This is a genomic window from Ruegeria sp. BH8 (assembly GCF_056538065.1).
Genome location: NZ_JBQFSP010000005.1, coordinates 119,211 through 138,163, shown reverse-complemented (window position 1 = coordinate 138,163; position 18,953 = coordinate 119,211). Strand labels below are relative to the sequence as shown.

The following is an 18,953-nucleotide window of genomic DNA, read 5'->3' as shown; positions in this document are numbered from 1 at the left end:
TCAGGCCTGACGGTCCATTTGTTCCAGCATCTTCTTGGCGCGTTTACATTGCAGCTTGTCGCGCAGTGGGCTGTCGGGGTCGATGTCTTTTTGGCAGACAACGCATTTGTCAGCGCCCGAGATCGCGTTTAGACCACCGCAGCTGCCTTTGATGGTCTTTCCCATCAGCATGACACCCAATGACATGCCCACCATGACGAGAGCGAGAAGAATGAAGGCCAGAATAAAGGTACTCATCTCAGCTCCAACAGTCAGTTCAATCCCAGCGCGTCTTTGAACGCCGCACTATGGGCAGTGATATAGGCATCTTCGCCGCCTGTCACATCCCGCGAGATGAAATACACGGCAAGTTTATGCTCCTCCGCCAAAGCAAGACCCTTTTCCTGACCCAAAGCCAGCATGGCTGTTGCCCAGGCATCGGCCATCATCGCGTTTTCGGCCAGCACGGTAACCGAGGTGGTGCGATGCGTGATCGGGTGGCCTGTTGTCGGATCGATGATATGCGAATAGCGCACTCCATCCTGTTCAAAGAAATTCCTGTAATCGCCCGAGCTGGCCATGCCCCGATCATCCAGTGAAACAACCAGTTGGATGGTTTGCGAACCCGTTTCAGGTTTCTCGATACCAATGAGCCACGCTTCGCCCTCGTCATTCTTACCTTTGGCCACAAGATCGCCGCCAATTTCGACCAGATAGTTTTCGATGCCAGCGGCCTGCAAGGTTTCCGCAACAGCGTCAATTCCATAGCCTTTTGCAATCGCGGACAGGTTAATGCCCACACTGGCGTTTGACTTGGCAAGCGTACCAGCATCGGTATCGAGCGCTAGCAGGCGTTCTTGACCTACACCGTTCAGCGCTGCGTTGATATCAGCATCAGATGGCACCGGGTCCTCGGGTTTGCGTGGGCCAAAACCCCAAAGCTCGATCAGAGGGCCGAGGGTTACGTCGAAGATGCCACCGGATTTCGCGTGCACTTCGTTCGCCGCCGAAAGAACCAGCGCAAATTCGTCGGAAACAGGCATTGGATCTGTGCTGGACGACGCGGAAAAAACGGAAACCTCGGAGTTCGGATCCCAATTGGACATCTTGGCATTCACAGCTGCCAACTTATCACTGACGGCCGCAGTCAGTGCGTCTTCGTCAAGGTCTTCGCCAATTGCGGTGATATTGTAGGTCGTGCCCATTGTCTCACCGGACAGACGGACCACTTCGGGTTCCTTGTCAAAAAGACAGCCTGAAAGAAGGGTGAAAAAGGCCAGTATGGGCAAAAGACGCATTGGGCGTTCTCCGGGACATTCTGTGCCCGGCATATGACAGCGGTCCTTGCCAGAGTCAAATTGGCATTACAGTTTCAGCGGAAGGAAACCCAACAGCAAAAGACCAGTTCCGGCCGGAATACCAAACAACCACGCGCGTTTGCGCCACCCGGGCTGCTGTTGCTTCCACGCCATACGAAAGTTGTGACCGCACACAACAGCCGCAAAGAAGATCAGCGCGGCAACGGGGGGCGTAAGATAGAGTTCATTCAAAGGCTTAAGCTCCCTTTGCTGACCTGCGTTTGGCCAACTCGTGCAATTGTACCCTATACAGGTCGTTTAGCTGCGCTAAGGTGAAAGGGAAAGACTTTGCAAGAACCAAAAGGAGATTGCCCATGGCTCCAACCTCTTACCAGTCGCCGTCGCGCGGTGACAAGGCTGACAAGACAACCTACAGCCAATCAGCGGAATCAAACCTGTCGCATTCGCAGACGACCGTGGCCAAACTGCTTGAGGGTAAAGGGGATGCGGTGTTTTCGGTGCGGCCTAATGATACCATCCATTCGGTGGTGAACACGCTCAAGGAAAAGCGGATTGGCGCTGTTCTGGTGACAGATCAGAACGGGGCATTGCAAGGGATCTTGTCGGAACGCGACATCGTGCGTCGCATGGCCGATACGCCCGGACAGACCCTGCCACAGTCGGTCGAAGACCTGATGACTAGGGATGTAAAGGCCTGTATGCCCGAGGATACGCTGAATGACGTGCTGAAAACCATGACCGAAGGGCGTTTCCGCCATATGCCGGTTCTGCGTGATGGCAATTTGTGCGGTGTCATCACTATCGGTGACGTGGTGCATTTCCGTCTGAGGGAATTGGAGTATGAAGCGCTTCGCATGAAGCAGATGATCGTAGGATAGTTTCAACCGGTTGAAAAAAACCTGACACTGCCGCCGTTTATTTCAGCGGCAGTTAATCTGCCTGAGGCAAAGGCACCTGTATCGATCGACACAACCCGGTTTCTAATCTGGGGGTGGCTTACAATAGTATGACCGTGAACAACCCATTGCGCGTCGCTGCGTGCAAGCCGTGGAAACATCGGATGACCCCAAAGACAGATCTGGCGATCCTGGGATTGAATGGATTGCCGCGGATCAAGTGCCGCGTGGACAAAGGTGACGTTGCCGCTGGTCCAGGTCAGCGGCAGATTTGCAAGCCAGTCCAGCAAGCTGTCGCCCATCTTGTGCCGCAGACGCTCTGCCAGTTCAGGCAGATGCTTGCCACCGTCCAACTCGTCGGGACATTCGAGACCGAAAGATGCCAAAGTTTCCGCTCCGCCGTTATGAAACCAAAGCCTGGCGTATCGTTCCGGGTCGTTTACAAATTGCAGCAGCATCTCTTCGTGATTGCCAAGCAGGCATTGCACCCGCCCGTCTGACGCCTCACTCAGGTGATGCAAATGCCGCAGTACCTGCGCGCTGTATGCCCCCCGATCGATGTAATCGCCCAGAAAGACCAGCGGGCTTTGATCGTCGAGTCGTGGCAAAACCGCCTGAAGCAAATCAAGACGGCCGTGAATATCACCGACAGCTGTCACCTTTTCCGCGGGTGCCACGTCGCATGGCATCGCATTGGTGCTTTCCTTCGCCGCGGATTGGAACCGCCGTCTGATCCAGTCTTTCATCATGGCATTTGATCCCTACCCGCCCTGCGTAGTGGTCGCAATCAACAACTGTTTGAGTAGGCAAAGTGTTGACCACGAGCCTTAGATTGTCCGATATGGCCCGCAGGATGTTCGCAAGCAGTTGATCTGATGATAGGATCAACGCCTTTCGATCAGCGATGAATTTGCAGTGAGTTCTGAGGGTTTATGAAACGAGTTTTGATTACAGGTTCTGCCGGGTTCATCGGATTCCATCTGGCCAAATTGCTTCTGGCAGAAGGGTTTCAGGTACATGGCTATGACGGGATTACCGACTATTATGATGTGACCCTGAAACAGCGTCGACATCAGATACTGCTTCAAACCCCGGGATTTACGGCAACTGAAGACCGTTTGGAAAACTTTGACCGTCTTGTGCAGGTCGCTGAGGAGTTTCAGCCCGATGTCATCGTCCATCTGGCCGCGCAGGCAGGCGTGCGGCACAGCCTTGAATATCCTCGCAGCTATATCGAGTCGAACGTTGTGGGCACGTTCAATGTGATGGAAATCGCGCGTCAGCACAAAGTGGAACACCTTTTGATGGCGTCGACCTCATCAATCTACGGTGCAAACGAGGACATGCCGTTCATCGAAACAGAAAAAGCCGACACCCAACTGACGATCTACTCCGCCACCAAAAAGGCAAATGAGGCGATGGGGCATTCCTATGCCCATCTGTGGGATTTGCCGACCACCATGTTTCGATTTTTTACCGTTTACGGCACTTGGGGGCGCCCCGATCTGGCCTATTTCAAATTCGTCGCTGCGATACTGGATGGCAGACCAATCGACATCTACAATCATGGCGACATGTATCGCGACTTCACGCATGTAGAAGACCTTGTGCGTGGGATCAGGTTGCTGATCGATGTTCCGCCGGTCCGCCCAACCAGCCGCGCGGATATCGAAGATGGTGACAGCTTGTCGCCCGTTGCACCGTACCGCATCGTCAACATTGGCAACGGAGACAAGGTGCGTCTGATGGATTTCATAGAAGCCATCGAAGAGGCTGTTGGCCAGAAAGCGGTCAAAAACTTTATGCCAATGCAGATGGGCGATGTTCATGCCACCTGGGCTGACAATCAGCTGTTGCAGCGGCTGACGAATTATCGCCCGCAGACCGACCTGAAGGACGGTATCGCACAGTTCGTCGCCTGGTATCGGGACTATTACGGAAAATAGGTCGATCTGGCGCCGGAATGAAAAAACCGGCGCACTCAGCGCCGGTTACTTTAGTTACCCGCCAAAATCGTCGAGCATGATGTCTTCGCGATCCACGCCCAGATCCAGCAGCATGTTGATAACCGACTGGTTCATGATTGGCGGCCCACACATGTAGTATTCACAATCCTCGGGTGCCGGGTGGTTCTTGAGGTATTCGTCGAACAGAACGTTGTGGATGAAGCCGGTATAGCCTTTCCACTCATCCTCGGGCTGGGCATCCGACAGAGCGACATGCCATTCAAAATTGTCGAACTCTTCCGCCAGTTGGTCGAAATCCTCGACAAAGAACATCTCTTTCTTGGACCGCGCACCGTACCAGAAACTGATCTTGCGGTCGCGGTTCTCAAGGCGTTTGAGCTGGTCAAAGATGTGGCTGCGCATCGGTGCCATACCGGCGCCACCACCGATGAAGACCATTTCCTTCTTGGTTTCACGTGCGAAAAACTCGCCAAATGGACCCGAGATTGTGACTTTGTCGCCCGGCTTCAGGTTAAAGATGTAGGACGACATCTGTCCCGCCGGAATTCCTTCTGAGCCCGGAGGCGGTGAAGCAACCCGGACGTTAAGCATGATCATGCCCTTTTCATCCGGATAGTTGGCCATCGAATAGGCGCGCTCGATAGGTTCGTTCACAACCGACTCGTATTGCCACAGATTGAAGCGATCCCAATCCTCGCGATATTCTTCCTGCACGTCGAAATCAGTGTATTTCAACTGATGAGCAGGCGCTTCGATCTGGATGTAGCCACCGGCGCGGAAATTCACGTCCTCACCTTCGGGCAGGTCTAGGGTAAGGGCCTTGATAAAGGTCGCGACATTCTCGTTCGAGCGAACGGTGCATTCCCATTTCTTGACGCCGAAGACCTCTTCTGGAACTTCGATTTCCATGTCCTGCTTGACCGCCACCTGACAGGACAGACGGTCGCCACAGGAGGCTTCGCGCTTTGTGATATGGCTTTCTTCGGTCGGCAGGATCGAACCGCCACCCGAATGCACTTTCACGCGGCACTGGGCACAGGTACCACCACCACCGCAGGCTGACGGAACAAACAGTTTTTCGGCCGCCAATGTTTGCAGCAGTTTGCCACCAGCCGGAACCGAGATAGTCTTTTCACCGTTGATGGTGATGTTGACGTTGCCGGTCGACACCAGCTTGGAACGTGCAGCCATAATGATGGCCACCAGCGCCAGAACGATCAGGGTGAACAGGACAACGCCGAGCGAAAAGGTTTCCATTCTCACGCCCCCCTTACAGTTTCACGCCCGAGAAGGACATAAAGGCCATCGCCATCAGCCCGGCAGTGATAAAGGTGATGCCCAGCCCCTGAAGCCCGTCCGGCACATCCGAGTATTTCAGCTTTTCGCGCACGCCTGCCATCGCGGTGATCGCCAGCGCCCAGCCGAAACCGGATGAGATGCCATAGGTGGTCGCCTCGGCAAAATTATAGTCGCGTTCGACCATGAACAGCGAACCACCCAGAATGGCACAGTTCACAGTGATCAAAGGCAGGAAGATCCCCAGCGCGTTGTAGAGGGGTGGAAAATACTTATCGAGGATCATCTCGAGGATCTGAACCATCGCTGCAATCACACCGATGTAGGAAATCAGCCCGAGAAAGGTCAGATCCACGTCCGGGAACCCGGCCCATGCCAATGCGCCCGGTTTCAGCAGGAAGGACAGCAACAGGTTGTTGGCGGGCACGGTGATGGCCTGCACCACCATGACTGATATTCCCAGCCCGATGGCAGTCGAAATCTTTTTCGACACGGCGATGAAGGTACACATGCCAAGGAAAAAGCTGAGCGCGAGGTTTTCGATAAATACGGCCTTCACGGCCAGAGAGATAAGCCCTTCCATCAGTGCGCCTCTACCTGCTGGATTTTGTATTCACGTTCTTCGACCTGGTTCGGCTTCCACGTGCGGAAAGCCCAGATTAGCAGGCCGATCACAAAGAACGCCGACGGCGGCAGCAGCAACAGGCCGTTGGGCACGTACCACCCGCCATTGTTGACCGTTTGCAGGATTGTCACCCCGAACAGGCTGCCCGATCCAAACAGTTCGCGGATGATGCCCACCAGCATCAGGATCAGGCCATAGCCCATGCCGTTGCCCAAACCGTCGATGAACGATGCTACCGGCGGATTTTTCATAGCGAATGCCTCGGCTCGGCCCATAACGATACAGTTGGTGATGATCAGGCCGACGAACACAGACAAAGTCTTGGAAATCTGAAAGGCATACGCCTTGAGGATCTGATCCACCAAAATCACAAGCGAAGCGATGATCACCATCTGCACGATGATTCGGATCGAACCAGGAATCTGGTTTCGCAAAATCGAAATGAACATCGACGAAAACGCGGTCACAAAGGTCACCGCCAGCGCCATCACAAAGGCCACCTGCAACGACGAAGTCACCGCCAGAGCCGAACAGATGCCCAGCACTTGCAGGGTGATTGGGTTGTTGTCGACAAGGGGGTCGACCAACAGCTCTTTCTTGGTCTGAGACATCAGATCTCTCCTGCTTGCAGCTTGGCCAGGAACGGAGCGTAACCCGCATCGCCCATCCAGAACCTCACCAGGTTGTCGACACCGACAGTGGTCAGGGTCGCACCTGCCAGGGCGTCGATGTAATAGTCGGGCCCGGCCGCAGGCTGCGACTTGGCGACGGTGATCTGCAACACTCCCGCGTCGTCGCGCAGCTTCTTGCCGTTCCACAACGTCTTCCAGCGCGGATTGTCCACCTCAGCACCCAAACCCGGTGTCTCACCATGCTGATAGAATTGCAGGCCGAAAATGTCGTTGCCGTTCTTTTCCAGCGCGATGAAGCCGTAGAGCGTAGACCACAACCCATAGCCATGCAGCGGCAGGATCACCTTGTCCAACGCTCCGCTGTCGTCGCGCAGCAGATAGATGACCCGATACTTTGCCTTGCGACCAATGCCTGCGGGATCGTCGTCAAGCGCGACGCTCAGGTCCGGATCGCCGGCAGCGGCCAAATCGTCAAAGGTGGCCGGCTCGAACTGATCGTCCACAAAATCGCCCGTTGCCAGGTCCAGCACATGCGGCTCGAATGCGGTAAATGCTTCGGTGACATTGACGCCGGGTTCATACACCCCCGCCACCTGCAGGATATTGACCTGCTTGTCCTTCAGCTTGTTGGCCTCCTGCACCGGGCGCAGGCTGACCGCGGCGGCCGACACGATCATCGAGGCAACGAGACAGACCGCAACAGCAATAAAGATCGTTTTGCCAACTGAATCTGGTGAGGCCGCCAGAAACCGGGCAATCGCGCCCTTGCGTTCAGGGGATTGCGTATCAGACATGGCGACGCGCCCTCCGTTTGATGTTGGCCTGAACGACAAAATAATCGATCAGCGGTGCAAAGACGTTGCCGAACAGTATGGCCAGCATCATACCTTCGGGAAAGGCTGGGTTGATCACACGTATTAACACAACCATGACACCAATCAGGGCGCCATAGACATAGCGACCGGCATTGGTGTGGCTGGCCGAGACCGGCTCGGTCACCATGAAAGCCAGACCAAAGGCGTAACCACCCAATACGACATGCCAGTACCAGGGCATAGCGAACATCGGGTTCGTCTCGGACCCGATCAGGTTCAGCAGCCAGGTGAACGCAATTGTGCCTGCCAGACATCCCACAATCAGCCGATAGTTGGCGATCTTGGTGATCAGCAGGAAGGCCAGACCGATGATGCAGGCCAGCGTCGAGGTTTCCCCTATACTGCCTTGGATGGTGCCATAAAACGCGCTCCACCAGGTGATACCGTCAGCGGCCAGCGCCTGATAGCCTTCGGCAGCCGACACAGCCAGAGCCGTCGCACCGGAAAACCCGTCGACCGGGGTCCACACGGCATCGCCCGACATCTGCGCAGGATAGGCAAAATACAAAAACGCCCGCCCCACCAAGGCAGGGTTGAGGAAGTTCTTACCAGTGCCACCGAAAACCTCTTTGCCGATCACGACACCAAAAATAATTCCCAGGGCAACCTGCCACAGAGGCGTAGTTGCTGGCATGATCAGGGCGTAAAGCATCGAAGTGACAAGAAAGCCTTCATTCACCTCATGCCCGCGGACCGTTGCGAAAATGACCTCAAAAATACCGCCTGCCACCAGCGTGACGACATAGATCGGCAGGAAGTACATGAGCCCGTGCATGACATTGGCAAAGATGCTGTCCGGACTAAGCGAAATGCCAAAAACCTGAAGAATTGCAATTCGCCAGCCGGTTGCCGACTCTGGGCCAAGCGCGGCAATGGCCGAATTTGCCTGATAACCGGTGTTCCACATTCCCCACAGGATGCAAGGAATAGTGGCAATCACGACATATGTCATGATCCGCTTCATATCTACATAAGACCGCGCATGAGGAGCAACGGTGGTTACGGTTTTCGGAGTGTAGATGAAGCTTTCCACCATCTCGTAGATCGGAAAAAGCTTCTCGTACTTGCCGCCCTTGGTAAAGTTCGGCTCGATCCGGTCAAAGAAGTTACGCAATCCCATTCGGATCAGCCCTCCTTTTCAATCTTGTTCAGGCAGTCGCGCAGTGCCAGCCCGTATTCGTATTTCGCCGGACAGGCAAAGCCCACAAGGCCCAGATCCTCTTCGTCCAGTTCAAGCGCACCCAGTGCCTGAGCCGTATCCGTATCCATCACCAGCAAGGCCCGAAGCAATTGTGTGGGCAGGTAATCCTGCGGCATCAACTCTTCGAACACGCCTGTTGGCACCATTGCACGGCGGCCACCGTTCAGGTTGGACGTAAAAGCATAGAGTTTTCTGGAAAAGGCCGAGCCCAATACTGGCTGGACGGAATACTTGGAAGGCATTGGCCGGATCCAACCCATCGGAATCTGATCGTGATCCTCTCGGATGATACAGATTTGACGGGCAAACCGGCCCAGATATGCGGTCGGTCCGTCGGCATGTTGACCCGACAGGATCGAACCCGAGATAATGCGGGGCGTTCCGTCCACACTTACCTCACCTCGTGTCAAGTCGTCCGTGGACGCGCCCATCACGGTGCGGATCAAACGCGGCTGACGCGCACCGGGCCCGGTCAAGGCGATCACAACACTCGGATCCAGACGCCCGGTCTGCATCAGGCGGCCAATCGCGATGGTGTCCTGATAACCGATAGTCCAGACTTGCTTTTCCCCCGCAATCGGTTCGAGGAAGTGAATATGCGTTCCTGCCAGGCCCGATGGATGTGGACCGGAAAACGCCACGGCCTCGACACCGGCAACATCCGCGCCGGGGATCGTGTCGCCTTGTTTCTGGCAAAGATAGGTTTTGCCCTCTGTCAGCTTGCTGATTGCTACCAACCCAGCGGCAAAGGCCTCGGGTGCCTCGGCAATGATCGTGGCGGCATCAGCCGCCAATGGGTCACTGTCCATGGCTGTCACGAAAATCGCGTTCGGTTTGGCACCGGGTTCCGGCATTTTCGAATAAGGCCGCGTGCGGAATGAAGTCCATAGACCCGCGGTGCACAGTTTTGCAGTCACGCCTTCGGCGCTATGCGCATCGCCCACGCTCGAAAAATCCAAGCCCGTGTCATTGGTGTCGGACACTTCGATGACGACGCTCTGCAACACCCTGCGGGCACCCCGGTTGATGGCAACAATCTTGCCAGTCACCGGTGCGACCATCATCGCGTCAGGCGCATCTTTGTGACAAAAGAGCGGCGTACCCCGCTCGACACTATCACCTTCCTGCACCAGCATCTTTGGCTTCAGGCCAATGTAGTCCCCACCCAGAACACCAACGGTCGAGTATTCCGGACCCGGATGAATGGTTTGGTCGGGAGCGCCTTCCACTGGCAGGTCCAACCCTTTTTTAAGTTTGAAAGTTTGCATACCGCTACGTTCTTCCAAGCCTCTTTCCTGCGCCAGCCCTGCCGACACCCTTTAGGGGTCATGCAATAACGCGGTTTTTTCCGGTGCCCATCGCAAAAGCGTCGAAACGGGTCCAAATTCCGCAGGCGTATTTCTGATCACGGACCCTTTACGCGCGGATGCCCGCAAACGCAAACCTGTTACCGCCGAAAGTTAAGATCAAACTGCAAAATCTTGGAGTTTTCCCTCAAGATGGCCAAAAATTCGGGTCAAAATTGCGTGTCGCGCCCGCTGAACTTCCAGTGTAAGCAACCGGAATGAAAAAAGACACAGACTTCGAAATCTTTCTGATTGCCACCCCGGGCCTTGAAGCCCCCCTCTGTGCCGAGGCGCAGTCCAACGGGTTCGCTCAGGTCAAGACGATTCCAGGGGGTGTCATTTGCCGTGGTTCGTGGTCCGAGGTCTGGCGCGCCAACCTGACCTTACGCGGTGCAAACAAGGTTCTGGTTCGTCTGGGCAGTTTTCCTGCCGTGCATTTAGCCCAATTGGACAAACGTGCGCGCAAATTCCCGTGGGGCGAGTTCCTGCGCTCCGGTGTTCCGGTCAAAGTCGAGGCCACCAGCCGCAAATCCAGAATATATCATGCCGGTGCCGCACGGCAGAGAGTTGAACAAGCGATATCCGAAACTCTGGGCGCTCCGATATCTTCCGACGCCGATGTCAGGATCTTGCTGAGAATCGAAAAGGACATCTGTACATTTTCCGTCGACAGTTCTGGAGAGCTTTTGCACAAGCGTGGTCATAAAGAAGCAATTGCCAAAGCGCCAATTCGCGAAACGATGGCAGCCATGTTTCTGCGTGACTGCGGATTTAGCGGCAATGAACCGGTGTTGGACCCGATGTGCGGTTCGGGTACTTTCGTGATCGAAGCCGCCGAGATTGCCCTGGGGCTGCGCCCTGGTCGGTCCCGCAGTTTTGCGTTTGAAAACCTTGCGGGCTTCGACCCTGACCGCTGGCAAGACATGCGCAGCGAGTCAGAGGTCGCTGAGTGTTTTCTCACCTTCTGTGGCTCTGACCGCAACGCCGGAGCTATCGAAGCCGCAACAGCCAACGCCCATAGAGCGCAGGTTAACGCCAACACGCGTTTTCAACAGCTTTCCGTCAGTGACATCAAACCCCCTGCGGGACCCGCCGGGCTGGTCATTGTGAACCCTCCCTACGGGGCGCGAATTGGAGATGAAAAGCGTCTGCGCTCTGTCTACGGAGCCTTGGGTAAATCTTTGATGAGCCGGTTTCGAGGATGGCGTGTTGGGATTGTGACCAGCGCTCCGGCTTTGGCTCGGGCGACCCGCCTGCCTTTGCTGGCGCCCGGTCCGGTCGTGGACCACGGAGGCACCAAGATCCGTCTGTACAAAACGGATCCGCTGCCATGAGAGTCTCGTGACCTGTTTAGCCCGTCCGTTACCGATCCAAAGACGGAAGATTAGGATGATCGCTTCTCAAAATCCTCTTGCGCATCGGCAAAGCCGCGTATAGATCACCCGCCACGGTCGGAGTGTAGCTCAGTCTGGTAGAGCACTGTCTTCGGGAGGCAGGGGCCGGAGGTTCGAATCCTCTCACTCCGACCAATAATTCCAGATACTTAGCCCGTTTAGCTATGACCCTTGTTGAGGGTCGGTCCGGATTATGCGGCTTTTGAGGCGGTTTTTGGTGAGTTCAGCCTCCTCAGAAACCGAAAGGCCGCTGACTGGGCTGGCACCCACGTCAACGGCCAAATCGAAAAGATTGCTCAGACTGGATACCAGATTGCGCCCGTGATCGCAATCGCGGGAGGGGCCGATGTCTGAGCTTCTGCCCTTCTGCAAGATCAAGCTGCAATTCCTGCTCGAGATGGTCACCGACCACGAGTTGGACGACAACGCCCTGCGCGTCGCCCTCTACTTGGCGTTGGCCCATGCGGACCACGAGACCGGCGAGAGCCGCCCATCTTTTGAGACCATCGGCGCGGCCATCGGCAAGCACGCCAAGTCGGTCAAGCGGGCGCTGAACAAGGTCGAGGCGGCGGGCTACATGACCATTGAGCGCGGGACCAACAAAGGGAACTCGTCGCGCTATCGTCCGACCGAAGCGGCCCTGAAACGGGCAACGGATCGTCGCCAGGAGGGGGACAAGAACGCGCCCTGCTTCGGTCAAAAGAGGTTCCGGGTCTGCAACATGGGTAAGCACTGTGTGCATTATCACGTTATCAACTGAGCCATCATCCAGGGGCAGCGACGCTCCACCAGCGACCTCAAACTCCACATTGTCGTGGCCCCCAACCCGCGCTCTTGCTTCGGTCACAAGCCTACAGACGGCTCGAAACCAATGACCCGCGCGGGTTTGGCCTTCTCCGCAATGCGGCGCGTGACAGCTCCCGCACCGCACCCGACTTCAACCGTCAGGCTATCTTTGGCAAACTCAAGTTTGGTCAGATAGTTTTAAACGATCTTTTCCATTGTGGGATCGGCCTGACGCGCGTCCATCGAGTCGGCAAATGCGGAAATGAACTCCGCACCCGCAGCATCTACATCTTGAAACGGATCAGCCATCCCAACCACCCTCCATTAATGCTCAGTATTTTCTACCAAAAAACCCTAGCATCACCTGAACCAAGAACAAGCCGTGCCAAAATGGGTATACTTGGGACAAACAGGAGGTTCATGCCATGCGTCAGCTAGTTTCAAATGGAAATCCGATGGAAGAAATCGTTGGGTTCAGCCGAGCAGTTCGGGTTGGTCCCCACATATCTGTTGGCGGCACCGCACCTGTCGATGCTGAAGGCAAGACCGTAGGGGTCGGAGATGTATTTGCCCAAACAACCCAGTGCTTTGAAATCATCAAGGCGGCTCTCGAACAGGCAGGTTCCGGAATTCAAGACATTGTTCGGACGCGAGTCATACTGACAGATATCGACAATTGGAAAGAAGCCATCGAGGCAAGGAAGAAGTATTGCGTCGATGCACGACCCGTCGACACAATTATGGCGATCAATCGGTTTGTGAACCCTGAATGGTTGGTCGAGATCGAAGTCGATGCAATCATAGCCGACGACGCATAGCTGAGAAGGCCACTACGCGGTTACGTAGCTGTCACTTACAGCTCGCAACTGCCTTGGATGTGATCTCGTTGCCTTATTTGGCCGATTGTCACCAAGTGTCGTCAGAACCTTCCTGGATACAGACTCATCATGTTCTGCACGTCCAGTTCACTCGAAAACGCAGCGGGATTACTCCAGATCACGTCATTAATATAGTCGCGTTCCGCGTGAAGATCGTTGGCTGTAGGCTGCGGCTTACGGGTTTCGGGGCAGGCTCTTTTGGTCCAACCGAACAGTCCACCAAATACGGTCCAGATGCTGGGTGACATTGTATGGGAAGCCATCTCATGTTCCTTTCCGAGTTACTTGCGCTGTCGCAACAAAGGTAACTGTTCACCTGTTTTTCTGGTATCCGGCACAAGATTGTGCTGTTCTACAAAAATGAAGAATGGGTTCCGAAATTGGTCGGATATTCGTGTGTTCCTCTCCGTCTTCAGAGAAGGGTCGACGCTTGCGGCCTCTAGAAAGCTAAAGGTCTCCCAACCAACGGTTGCCCGACGCATTGATGTTCTCGAAAGAGAAACAGGCTTAACGCTTTTTGAGCGCGGTACGCACGGGTTCAAACCAACCCCAGAAGCCCTTCGCCTCGTTCCTCTCGCCGAAGCAATCGAGGCTTCAGTTCGCGAATTTGCCGATTGCGCGAAGGAATTGACGTCGACACAGCCCATCCGGATTACAGCTTATTCAGCAAACTTCTCTGCACGCATGATTGAGATCGTAAACGAGTTCTCTGCCGACAATCAGGATGTCGCATTCGAGTTCTTGTCCAGCGTTCGGGCGCTGGACCTGATGGCCGGTGAGGCTGATATCGCGTTGCGCCTGGCTCGAACCGATCCCGATCCTGACCTGATCTGTCGTAAGATCAGCACGGCCCGCTGGTCTTTGTTCGGCAGCAGAAATTACGCGGACAAATTTGGCTTGCCGGAGTCAACCGATGATCTGGCCGGGCATCGGTTTGTTACCTTTCAGCGGGACGATGTTCCGAATGTATTCCACGAATGGTTGACCAATCATGTGGCACCGGACCAGATCTCTATGTCTTTCACTGAACTCGAGCTGATGCATGCAGCGATCAGATCAGGCCAAGGCCTTGGGATCAGCAATGTGAAACTGGTTGAAACAGACGACTCCTTTATCCGGTGCTTCGACGAAATCCCCGAACTTGCGGTGCCGCACCTGATGCTCATTTCGCCGGAAGCTTATCGCCGGCCCGAGGTCAGAGCCTTCGTCAAGTTCTTCGCACCTCGCTATGCGGCAATCTACAAGTGATGGTTATCCCCGCATTGGACCGCGAACTGACGCTGATGCCAAGGGCGGAGAGCATCAGTAAAGAGCCCCGAGCGAACCTCGCATTCAGGCAGTTGGAGTAGAGGGCCGCATCATCTATCGTCGAACGCATGTCGAACAAGGGACAACAGTTGCAACGAAGGTTGGCGGCAATTCTAGCCGCGGATGTCGTTGGGTATTCGGCGCTTATGCACAAAGATGAGCAAGCCACAATTCTAATGCTTGATCACCTGGAAAGCGACATCGTCACCCCAACGATAGCCGGCCAATCAGGTCGTGTCGTGAAGAGCATGGGCGATGGTTGGCTGGTGCAATTTGACAGCGCGGCGCAAGCTGTAACCGCAGCAATGCAGCTACAAGAGCAGTTGGCTGAATACTCGTTAATAAACATGCGGATCGGTGTTCATGTGGGTGACATCACAGAAAAAGGTGATGACATCCTGGGTGACGGTGTGAACATTGCCGCACGGCTTGAGAGCATTGCGCCAACCGGTGGTATCGCAATTTCTGAACCCGTACATCTGAACCTTGAACACAATCTGGCGACGCTTTCAAAGCAGTTGGGAAGAAGAGGCTCAAGAACATCCAACGCAGCCTGGATGTGTGGATTCACGATGGACCACAACTGAGTGCACCGCAAAGTTCGCCTTCTTTTACAGAGACGAGCTTGCCAAAGCTATCCATCCATCCTGTCACGTGCAGCGACCAACGCGCTGAGCTCAAGGAAATGGCCGCAGCTCTCACTTCAGATTTCGGTTCTTATTTTCGGACGATCAACTGGTTAAACGCGGCAATAACCTCCACGGAAGCATCAGAGGGATATGCACTTCGCGGCGTGCTGCGTGGACACGGCGACCGATTGCGTCTGGAAGCACGCTTAAATGACTCTTCTGGTTCTGAAATCTGGACTCAGAAGTTCGACGGTTCGGTCGAAGCTATCTTTGATTGGCAAGACGAGGTTGTAGAAAAGCTGTTGGATGCCGTTAGCGGGATCTTGATCCAGTCGCTGACCGCAAAGCTCTCTGCTTTACCTGAAGACGAGCTGACTGCCGAACAGTGCGTCTTGATGGGCATGATCACATGGTCGGAGGCCAGCATCGACAGCTATAAAGAGACGTTGTCGTACCACGCCAGGGCCATCGAGGCCAAACCAACCCTCGCCGCCGCTTATGCCGAAGCTATTTGGACAATGAATGGTGCGAGAACCTATGATCTTCGACGCGATCTGTCATCCAACTACGAGAAGCTGCCACACTGGATCGAGGCCGGACGACACATGGCGGGTCAAAGCCCAACGCTTGATCTGAGTGTTGCAGTGGCTGACTACAATGTCGACGGGGACGCGGATCGACTTTCCGTGGCGCTGGAGCAAATCCGGCAACGAGCGCCACTAGATGCCCGCCTGCATTTGTTCATGGGTTGGGGATACAACTGGGCCGGGTTTCCTAAAATGGCACTAAGCTGCTTTCAGACGGCGCTCCGGTTGGGCCGATATGGGGCCGTTTTCGTGGGTGCTTCCGGAGGGGCCGCCACCTCTTGCGTAATGCTTGGTCGAGACCATGATGCTATCGCCTATGCTGAGGCAGGTTTGCGCTTTTCAAAGAACTATGCCGCACTTCACAGCACGAGAGCCGCTGCTCACGCTATGCTTGGGGAACCTGAAAAGGCGTCTGCGGCGTTGGCGCAAATGCTGCAAATGGAACCTGATGAAACGATCTCGAAATGGCGTAGCAACGTGGACTATGGCGGTTCAGAAGGCGCTGAACGTTACTTTGAAGCGCTTCGCCGGGCAGGGTTGCCAGATTAGCGGTGCCGGAACCAAGTTGCGCTGGGAAAACCGGCAGCTTGATCGCGCATTTCAGTAACTGCAAAGCTCGGATTTGAAGGGCCGCTTAGGGCTGCGAGCGGTCAATCATGCTCATCGCAGAAAATGGCAGCGCTGAGCCCAAAGCGGACTGAAATGTGCTCACCAAAAATGAAGTGCGGCGATAGACATTCTCTTGAGCGGTCTAACCCATCACTAAATGCATTCACCGCCATCGATAACCAAGGCTTGCCCCGTCATAAAAGCGGATTCATCTGAAGCTAAATAGACGATCCCATGGCCAATCTCTTCAACTGTCGCCCACCGACTCATAGGGATCGCCTGCTCGATGTAGCTTTCCAGTTTGGCACGGCCACCCATCTGCTTTTCGAAGCCTGCATTGAAGGGGGTGTCTACAAATCCTGGACAAAGGGCATTGAAACGGATTGCATGGACGGCGTAGTCGGCTGCCATCTGCCGGACCATCGCAACAGCTGCGTGCTTTGTAGTCGCATAGGCGATCATGCCCCGGTCGTATTGAACCCCAGAATTGGAGGCCGTGACGATCACGCTGCCTCCACCTTGTGATTTCATATGGGGGACGGCTGCGCGCGCGGCAATGAAGTGAGCGCGGACATTCAATGCCCAAGAAGCATCCATTCCATCTGGTTCCACTTCTTCCAGCGTTCCTTCGATCTGCAACCCAGCATGAGAGTGCAACACGTCAAGCCGACCGAAGTTTTTTACTGCTTCGTCTATGGCTTTGGTAAGGGCATCGTCATCGGTCACATCAAGCTGTATGGCAGATGCTTGATTCCCCTGCGCAACGATCGCGGCCACAGTGGCTTCAGCAAGTGTTGCATCGCGATCCGTTACCACAACATGCGCACCCTCTTGTGCCATTGCCATTGAACCCGCCCGACCAATTCCTGATCCCGCGCCCGTCACGAGCGCGACTTTACCTGCAAGCCGCATTTCACTTGGCTCCTTTATTTAACTATTCGATTTTGAGGCGCCTCGGCGCAAAAGCAGTTGCGCTGCAACGAGCAACAAGAGCGACGCGCCCATAACCATAGTGCCGATGGCATTGATCTCGGGCGTTACGCCGCGCCGGATGGATGAGAATATGTAGATAGGCAGGGTTGTTTCTGAGCCAGCTACGAAGAACGCTATGATGAAATCATCAAATGAGAAAGTGAAGCTGAGCAGGAAGCCCGCCAAAATTGCCGGTGCTATCAACGGCAGGGTCACCTGCCGAAAGGTGCCCCAGGGCGTCGCAAAGAGGTCAGCCGATGCTTCCATGAGGGCACGGTCCATACCCGATAGCCTTGCACGTACGATGATTATGACCAGCGCCATTGTGAACATGGTGTGTGCGGCGACAAGCGTGGGCATCCCCATGGAAAGTTGCGGGGGATTTGCTCCATCGGGCCATAGGCTCGCAAGAAGCGGGTTTAGCCAGCCAAATACGGTGACCAGGGCAATGAGTGTCGCGATACCGATGACGATACCTGGTATCATTATCGCAATATAAATCATCGCATCGAATAAAGTTCGGAGCCATCCCTTAACCCCTTGTAAAGCGATGGCCGCCATGGTTCCGAGTGTGGATGCGAGGCAAGCAGTTATGAATGCCGCAAGCAGACTGGTCTCGAGCGCGTCCATAACAAATGGGTTGTTGAGCGCTTTGCCATACCATCGGGTCGAGAACCCCATGAACTGGCTTGCGTGTCGTCCGGCATTAAAGCTGAAAAGCGCGATGATGCCGATTGGAATATAGAGAAAAAGGTAGACGCAAATCGCGTACAAGCGCATCGGACCCTCACATCAGCGAGACATCTTCGCGCTGGCCACCCAGGCGCGAGATGAATTTCATGTAAATTGAGACAGTGACAAGCATTACGACAACCAGCGTCATTGCGACCGCCGATCCGTACGCCCAGTTTCGAGACTGCAGGAACAGGTCCACCAGCGCATTTCCGACGAAAAACACTTTTCCGCCACCTAAGATCGCTGGGATCAGAAATTCGCCCATGAGTAGGATGAAGACCAGCATGCAGCCAGTTGCGATACCTGGTATTGACAGAGGAAGTGTTACCTGACGGAACGTACGCCACGGAGTAGAGCCGAGATCCGCTGAGGCTTCCAGAAGGCGTTTATCCAGTTTGTCCAAGCTTACAAAAATTGGGAAAACCATCAACGGTAGATACCCATAGACAATCCCCACAAGCACAGAGAACGGCGTATTTATCAGGCGGACATCATCGATGCCGATCGACTCTAGTAAAGCGGGCAAGCCACGCCCCCCAAGGATGAAAATCCATGCGTATGATCGGATCAGGATCGATGTCCAGAACGGCACGATCACCAGGATCAACAGCGAAGTTCTCCACTTTGGTGAACAACGCACCGCAAGAAAGTAGGCGAGCGGGTAGGCAATTACCAACGCAGCGATAGTCCCCAGAGGTGCAAGGATCAAGGTGTTCTTAAACGCCGTCCATCGCGCAGGAAGGTTGGCATATTGTTCCAAAGTGAACGCTGGAACATAGCCTCCGGCGGCACCCCGTTCGCCAAAGGAAAAGACGAAGACGACCAGTAGTGGAAGGGCAAGCATTACCAAAAGCCATATTCCTGCCGGTGCCAGCAACAGTGCTTTTCTGCCTCGTTCGGTCATATTGTCCTCGTCTTT

General features: G+C 54.9%; 22 protein-coding genes, 1 tRNA gene and 1 pseudogene. 9 read left to right on the top strand and 15 right to left on the bottom strand.

What is annotated here, in order from left to right:
* The 3 genes from nqrM to ACR0AD_RS11700 all read right to left on the bottom strand — a co-directional run bounded on the left by nqrM (position 1) and on the right by ACR0AD_RS11700 (position 1,529).
* A complete protein-coding gene (gene nqrM, locus ACR0AD_RS11710) occupies positions 1 to 237 on the bottom strand; it encodes a (Na+)-NQR maturation NqrM (RefSeq protein ID WP_267366293.1) in 237 nt (78 codons plus the stop codon).
* A 14-nt stretch (positions 238 to 251) separates the two neighbouring features.
* Positions 252 to 1,277 carry an FAD:protein FMN transferase gene (locus ACR0AD_RS11705; protein WP_480487457.1) on the bottom strand — a complete coding sequence of 342 codons (1,026 nt, stop codon included), beginning with the start codon at positions 1,275 to 1,277 and terminating at the stop codon, positions 252 to 254.
* Positions 1,278 to 1,343: 66 nt separating this feature from the next.
* Positions 1,344 to 1,529 carry a hypothetical protein gene (locus ACR0AD_RS11700; RefSeq protein WP_480483690.1) on the bottom strand — a complete coding sequence of 62 codons (186 nt, stop codon included), beginning with the start codon at positions 1,527 to 1,529 and terminating at the stop codon, positions 1,344 to 1,346.
* A gap of 122 nt (positions 1,530 to 1,651) precedes the next feature.
* Here ACR0AD_RS11700 and ACR0AD_RS11695 point away from each other — a divergent pair, with 122 nt between their 5' ends.
* A complete protein-coding gene (locus ACR0AD_RS11695) occupies positions 1,652 to 2,176 on the top strand; it encodes a CBS domain-containing protein (RefSeq protein WP_480487455.1) in 525 nt (174 codons plus the stop codon).
* A 2-nt stretch (positions 2,177 to 2,178) separates the two neighbouring features.
* Here the strand turns inward: ACR0AD_RS11695 and ACR0AD_RS11690 are convergent, their stop codons facing one another.
* Positions 2,179 to 2,943 carry a metallophosphoesterase family protein gene (locus tag ACR0AD_RS11690; RefSeq protein ID WP_480487454.1) on the bottom strand — a complete coding sequence of 255 codons (765 nt, stop codon included), beginning with the start codon at positions 2,941 to 2,943 and terminating at the stop codon, positions 2,179 to 2,181.
* A 183-nt stretch (positions 2,944 to 3,126) separates the two neighbouring features.
* Here ACR0AD_RS11690 and ACR0AD_RS11685 point away from each other — a divergent pair, with 183 nt between their 5' ends.
* Positions 3,127 to 4,140, top strand: a complete 1,014-nt coding sequence (locus ACR0AD_RS11685; RefSeq protein WP_480487453.1) for an NAD-dependent epimerase/dehydratase family protein — start codon at positions 3,127 to 3,129, stop codon at positions 4,138 to 4,140.
* 54 nt (positions 4,141 to 4,194) lie between these two features.
* On the opposite strand, the gene nqrF is transcribed toward ACR0AD_RS11685, so the two are convergent.
* Genes nqrF through ACR0AD_RS11655 form a run of 6 tightly spaced genes read right to left on the bottom strand, consistent with a single transcriptional unit; the run spans position 4,195 to position 10,058 of the window.
* The gene (nqrF, locus tag ACR0AD_RS11680) at positions 4,195 to 5,418 is read right to left on the bottom strand and encodes an NADH:ubiquinone reductase (Na(+)-transporting) subunit F (protein ID WP_480483686.1); all 1,224 of its coding nucleotides are present in this window, start codon (positions 5,416 to 5,418) and stop codon (positions 4,195 to 4,197) included.
* Positions 5,419 to 5,431: 13 nt separating this feature from the next.
* Positions 5,432 to 6,040, bottom strand: coding sequence for an NADH:ubiquinone reductase (Na(+)-transporting) subunit E (gene nqrE / locus ACR0AD_RS11675; protein WP_209507136.1), 609 nt, complete (start codon positions 6,038 to 6,040; stop codon positions 5,432 to 5,434).
* Positions 6,040 to 6,693: an NADH:ubiquinone reductase (Na(+)-transporting) subunit D gene (locus tag ACR0AD_RS11670; protein WP_209507137.1), complete on the bottom strand. Its 654-nt coding sequence runs from the start codon at positions 6,691 to 6,693 to the stop codon at positions 6,040 to 6,042. Before ACR0AD_RS11670 ends, nqrE begins: the two co-directional genes overlap by 1 nt.
* Positions 6,693 to 7,508 carry a Na(+)-translocating NADH-quinone reductase subunit C gene (locus ACR0AD_RS11665; RefSeq protein ID WP_480487451.1) on the bottom strand — a complete coding sequence of 272 codons (816 nt, stop codon included), beginning with the start codon at positions 7,506 to 7,508 and terminating at the stop codon, positions 6,693 to 6,695. The genes ACR0AD_RS11670 and ACR0AD_RS11665 overlap by 1 nt, the downstream gene beginning before the upstream one ends.
* On the bottom strand, positions 7,501 to 8,709 hold the full coding sequence (locus ACR0AD_RS11660) for an NADH:ubiquinone reductase (Na(+)-transporting) subunit B (RefSeq protein WP_480477168.1): 1,209 nt from the start codon (positions 8,707 to 8,709) through the stop codon (positions 7,501 to 7,503). The genes ACR0AD_RS11665 and ACR0AD_RS11660 overlap by 8 nt, the downstream gene beginning before the upstream one ends.
* A gap of 5 nt (positions 8,710 to 8,714) precedes the next feature.
* Positions 8,715 to 10,058 (bottom strand): Na(+)-translocating NADH-quinone reductase subunit A, encoded by a 1,344-nt coding sequence (locus ACR0AD_RS11655; protein WP_480487449.1) that lies wholly within the window; start codon positions 10,056 to 10,058, stop codon positions 8,715 to 8,717.
* Positions 10,059 to 10,354: 296 nt separating this feature from the next.
* On the opposite strand from ACR0AD_RS11655, the gene ACR0AD_RS11650 reads away from it, so the two are divergent.
* The 3 genes from ACR0AD_RS11650 to ACR0AD_RS11640 all read left to right on the top strand — a co-directional run bounded on the left by ACR0AD_RS11650 (position 10,355) and on the right by ACR0AD_RS11640 (position 12,290).
* Positions 10,355 to 11,470: a THUMP domain-containing class I SAM-dependent RNA methyltransferase gene (locus ACR0AD_RS11650; protein WP_480487447.1), complete on the top strand. Its 1,116-nt coding sequence runs from the start codon at positions 10,355 to 10,357 to the stop codon at positions 11,468 to 11,470.
* A gap of 118 nt (positions 11,471 to 11,588) precedes the next feature.
* Positions 11,589 to 11,665: transfer RNA gene (locus tag ACR0AD_RS11645), tRNA-Pro, on the top strand.
* A gap of 211 nt (positions 11,666 to 11,876) precedes the next feature.
* Positions 11,877 to 12,290, top strand: coding sequence for a helix-turn-helix domain-containing protein (locus ACR0AD_RS11640; RefSeq protein WP_480483682.1), 414 nt, complete (start codon positions 11,877 to 11,879; stop codon positions 12,288 to 12,290).
* Here ACR0AD_RS11640 and ACR0AD_RS11635 read toward each other — a convergent pair.
* A pseudogene (locus ACR0AD_RS11635) lies at positions 12,261 to 12,338 on the bottom strand (hypothetical protein); the annotation flags it as partial. The gene ACR0AD_RS11640 and the pseudogene ACR0AD_RS11635 sit on opposite strands and share 30 nt — an antisense overlap.
* 403 nt (positions 12,339 to 12,741) lie before the next feature.
* On the opposite strand from ACR0AD_RS11635, the gene ACR0AD_RS11630 reads away from it, so the two are divergent.
* On the top strand, positions 12,742 to 13,134 hold the full coding sequence (locus ACR0AD_RS11630) for a RidA family protein (RefSeq protein ID WP_480432013.1): 393 nt from the start codon (positions 12,742 to 12,744) through the stop codon (positions 13,132 to 13,134).
* Between the two features lie 101 nt (positions 13,135 to 13,235).
* Here ACR0AD_RS11630 and ACR0AD_RS11625 read toward each other — a convergent pair whose 3' ends face one another.
* The gene (locus ACR0AD_RS11625; RefSeq protein WP_170825504.1) at positions 13,236 to 13,457 is read right to left on the bottom strand and encodes a hypothetical protein; all 222 of its coding nucleotides are present in this window, start codon (positions 13,455 to 13,457) and stop codon (positions 13,236 to 13,238) included.
* A gap of 133 nt (positions 13,458 to 13,590) precedes the next feature.
* Here ACR0AD_RS11625 and ACR0AD_RS11620 point away from each other — a divergent pair, with 133 nt between their 5' ends.
* From ACR0AD_RS11620 to ACR0AD_RS11610, 3 genes are all read left to right on the top strand, one after another.
* A complete protein-coding gene (locus ACR0AD_RS11620; RefSeq protein ID WP_480487444.1) occupies positions 13,591 to 14,442 on the top strand; it encodes a LysR family transcriptional regulator in 852 nt (283 codons plus the stop codon).
* A 128-nt stretch (positions 14,443 to 14,570) separates the two neighbouring features.
* The gene (locus tag ACR0AD_RS11615) at positions 14,571 to 15,089 is read left to right on the top strand and encodes an adenylate/guanylate cyclase domain-containing protein (RefSeq protein WP_480487442.1); all 519 of its coding nucleotides are present in this window, start codon (positions 14,571 to 14,573) and stop codon (positions 15,087 to 15,089) included.
* Between the two features lie 38 nt (positions 15,090 to 15,127).
* Complete coding sequence (locus ACR0AD_RS11610; RefSeq protein WP_480487440.1) at positions 15,128 to 16,267, top strand: hypothetical protein; 1,140 nt, start codon at positions 15,128 to 15,130, stop codon at positions 16,265 to 16,267.
* Positions 16,268 to 16,480: 213 nt separating this feature from the next.
* Here the strand turns inward: ACR0AD_RS11610 and ACR0AD_RS11605 are convergent, their stop codons facing one another.
* The 3 genes from ACR0AD_RS11605 to ACR0AD_RS11595 are packed head-to-tail and all read right to left on the bottom strand — an operon-like array spanning position 16,481 to position 18,938.
* Complete coding sequence (locus ACR0AD_RS11605; RefSeq protein WP_170463241.1) at positions 16,481 to 17,239, bottom strand: SDR family NAD(P)-dependent oxidoreductase; 759 nt, start codon at positions 17,237 to 17,239, stop codon at positions 16,481 to 16,483.
* An 18-nt stretch (positions 17,240 to 17,257) separates the two neighbouring features.
* Complete coding sequence (locus ACR0AD_RS11600; RefSeq protein WP_171176822.1) at positions 17,258 to 18,079, bottom strand: ABC transporter permease; 822 nt, start codon at positions 18,077 to 18,079, stop codon at positions 17,258 to 17,260.
* Positions 18,080 to 18,086: 7 nt separating this feature from the next.
* Positions 18,087 to 18,938, bottom strand: coding sequence for an ABC transporter permease (locus ACR0AD_RS11595; protein WP_171176820.1), 852 nt, complete (start codon positions 18,936 to 18,938; stop codon positions 18,087 to 18,089).
* Between the last annotated feature and the right edge of the window lie 15 nt (positions 18,939 to 18,953).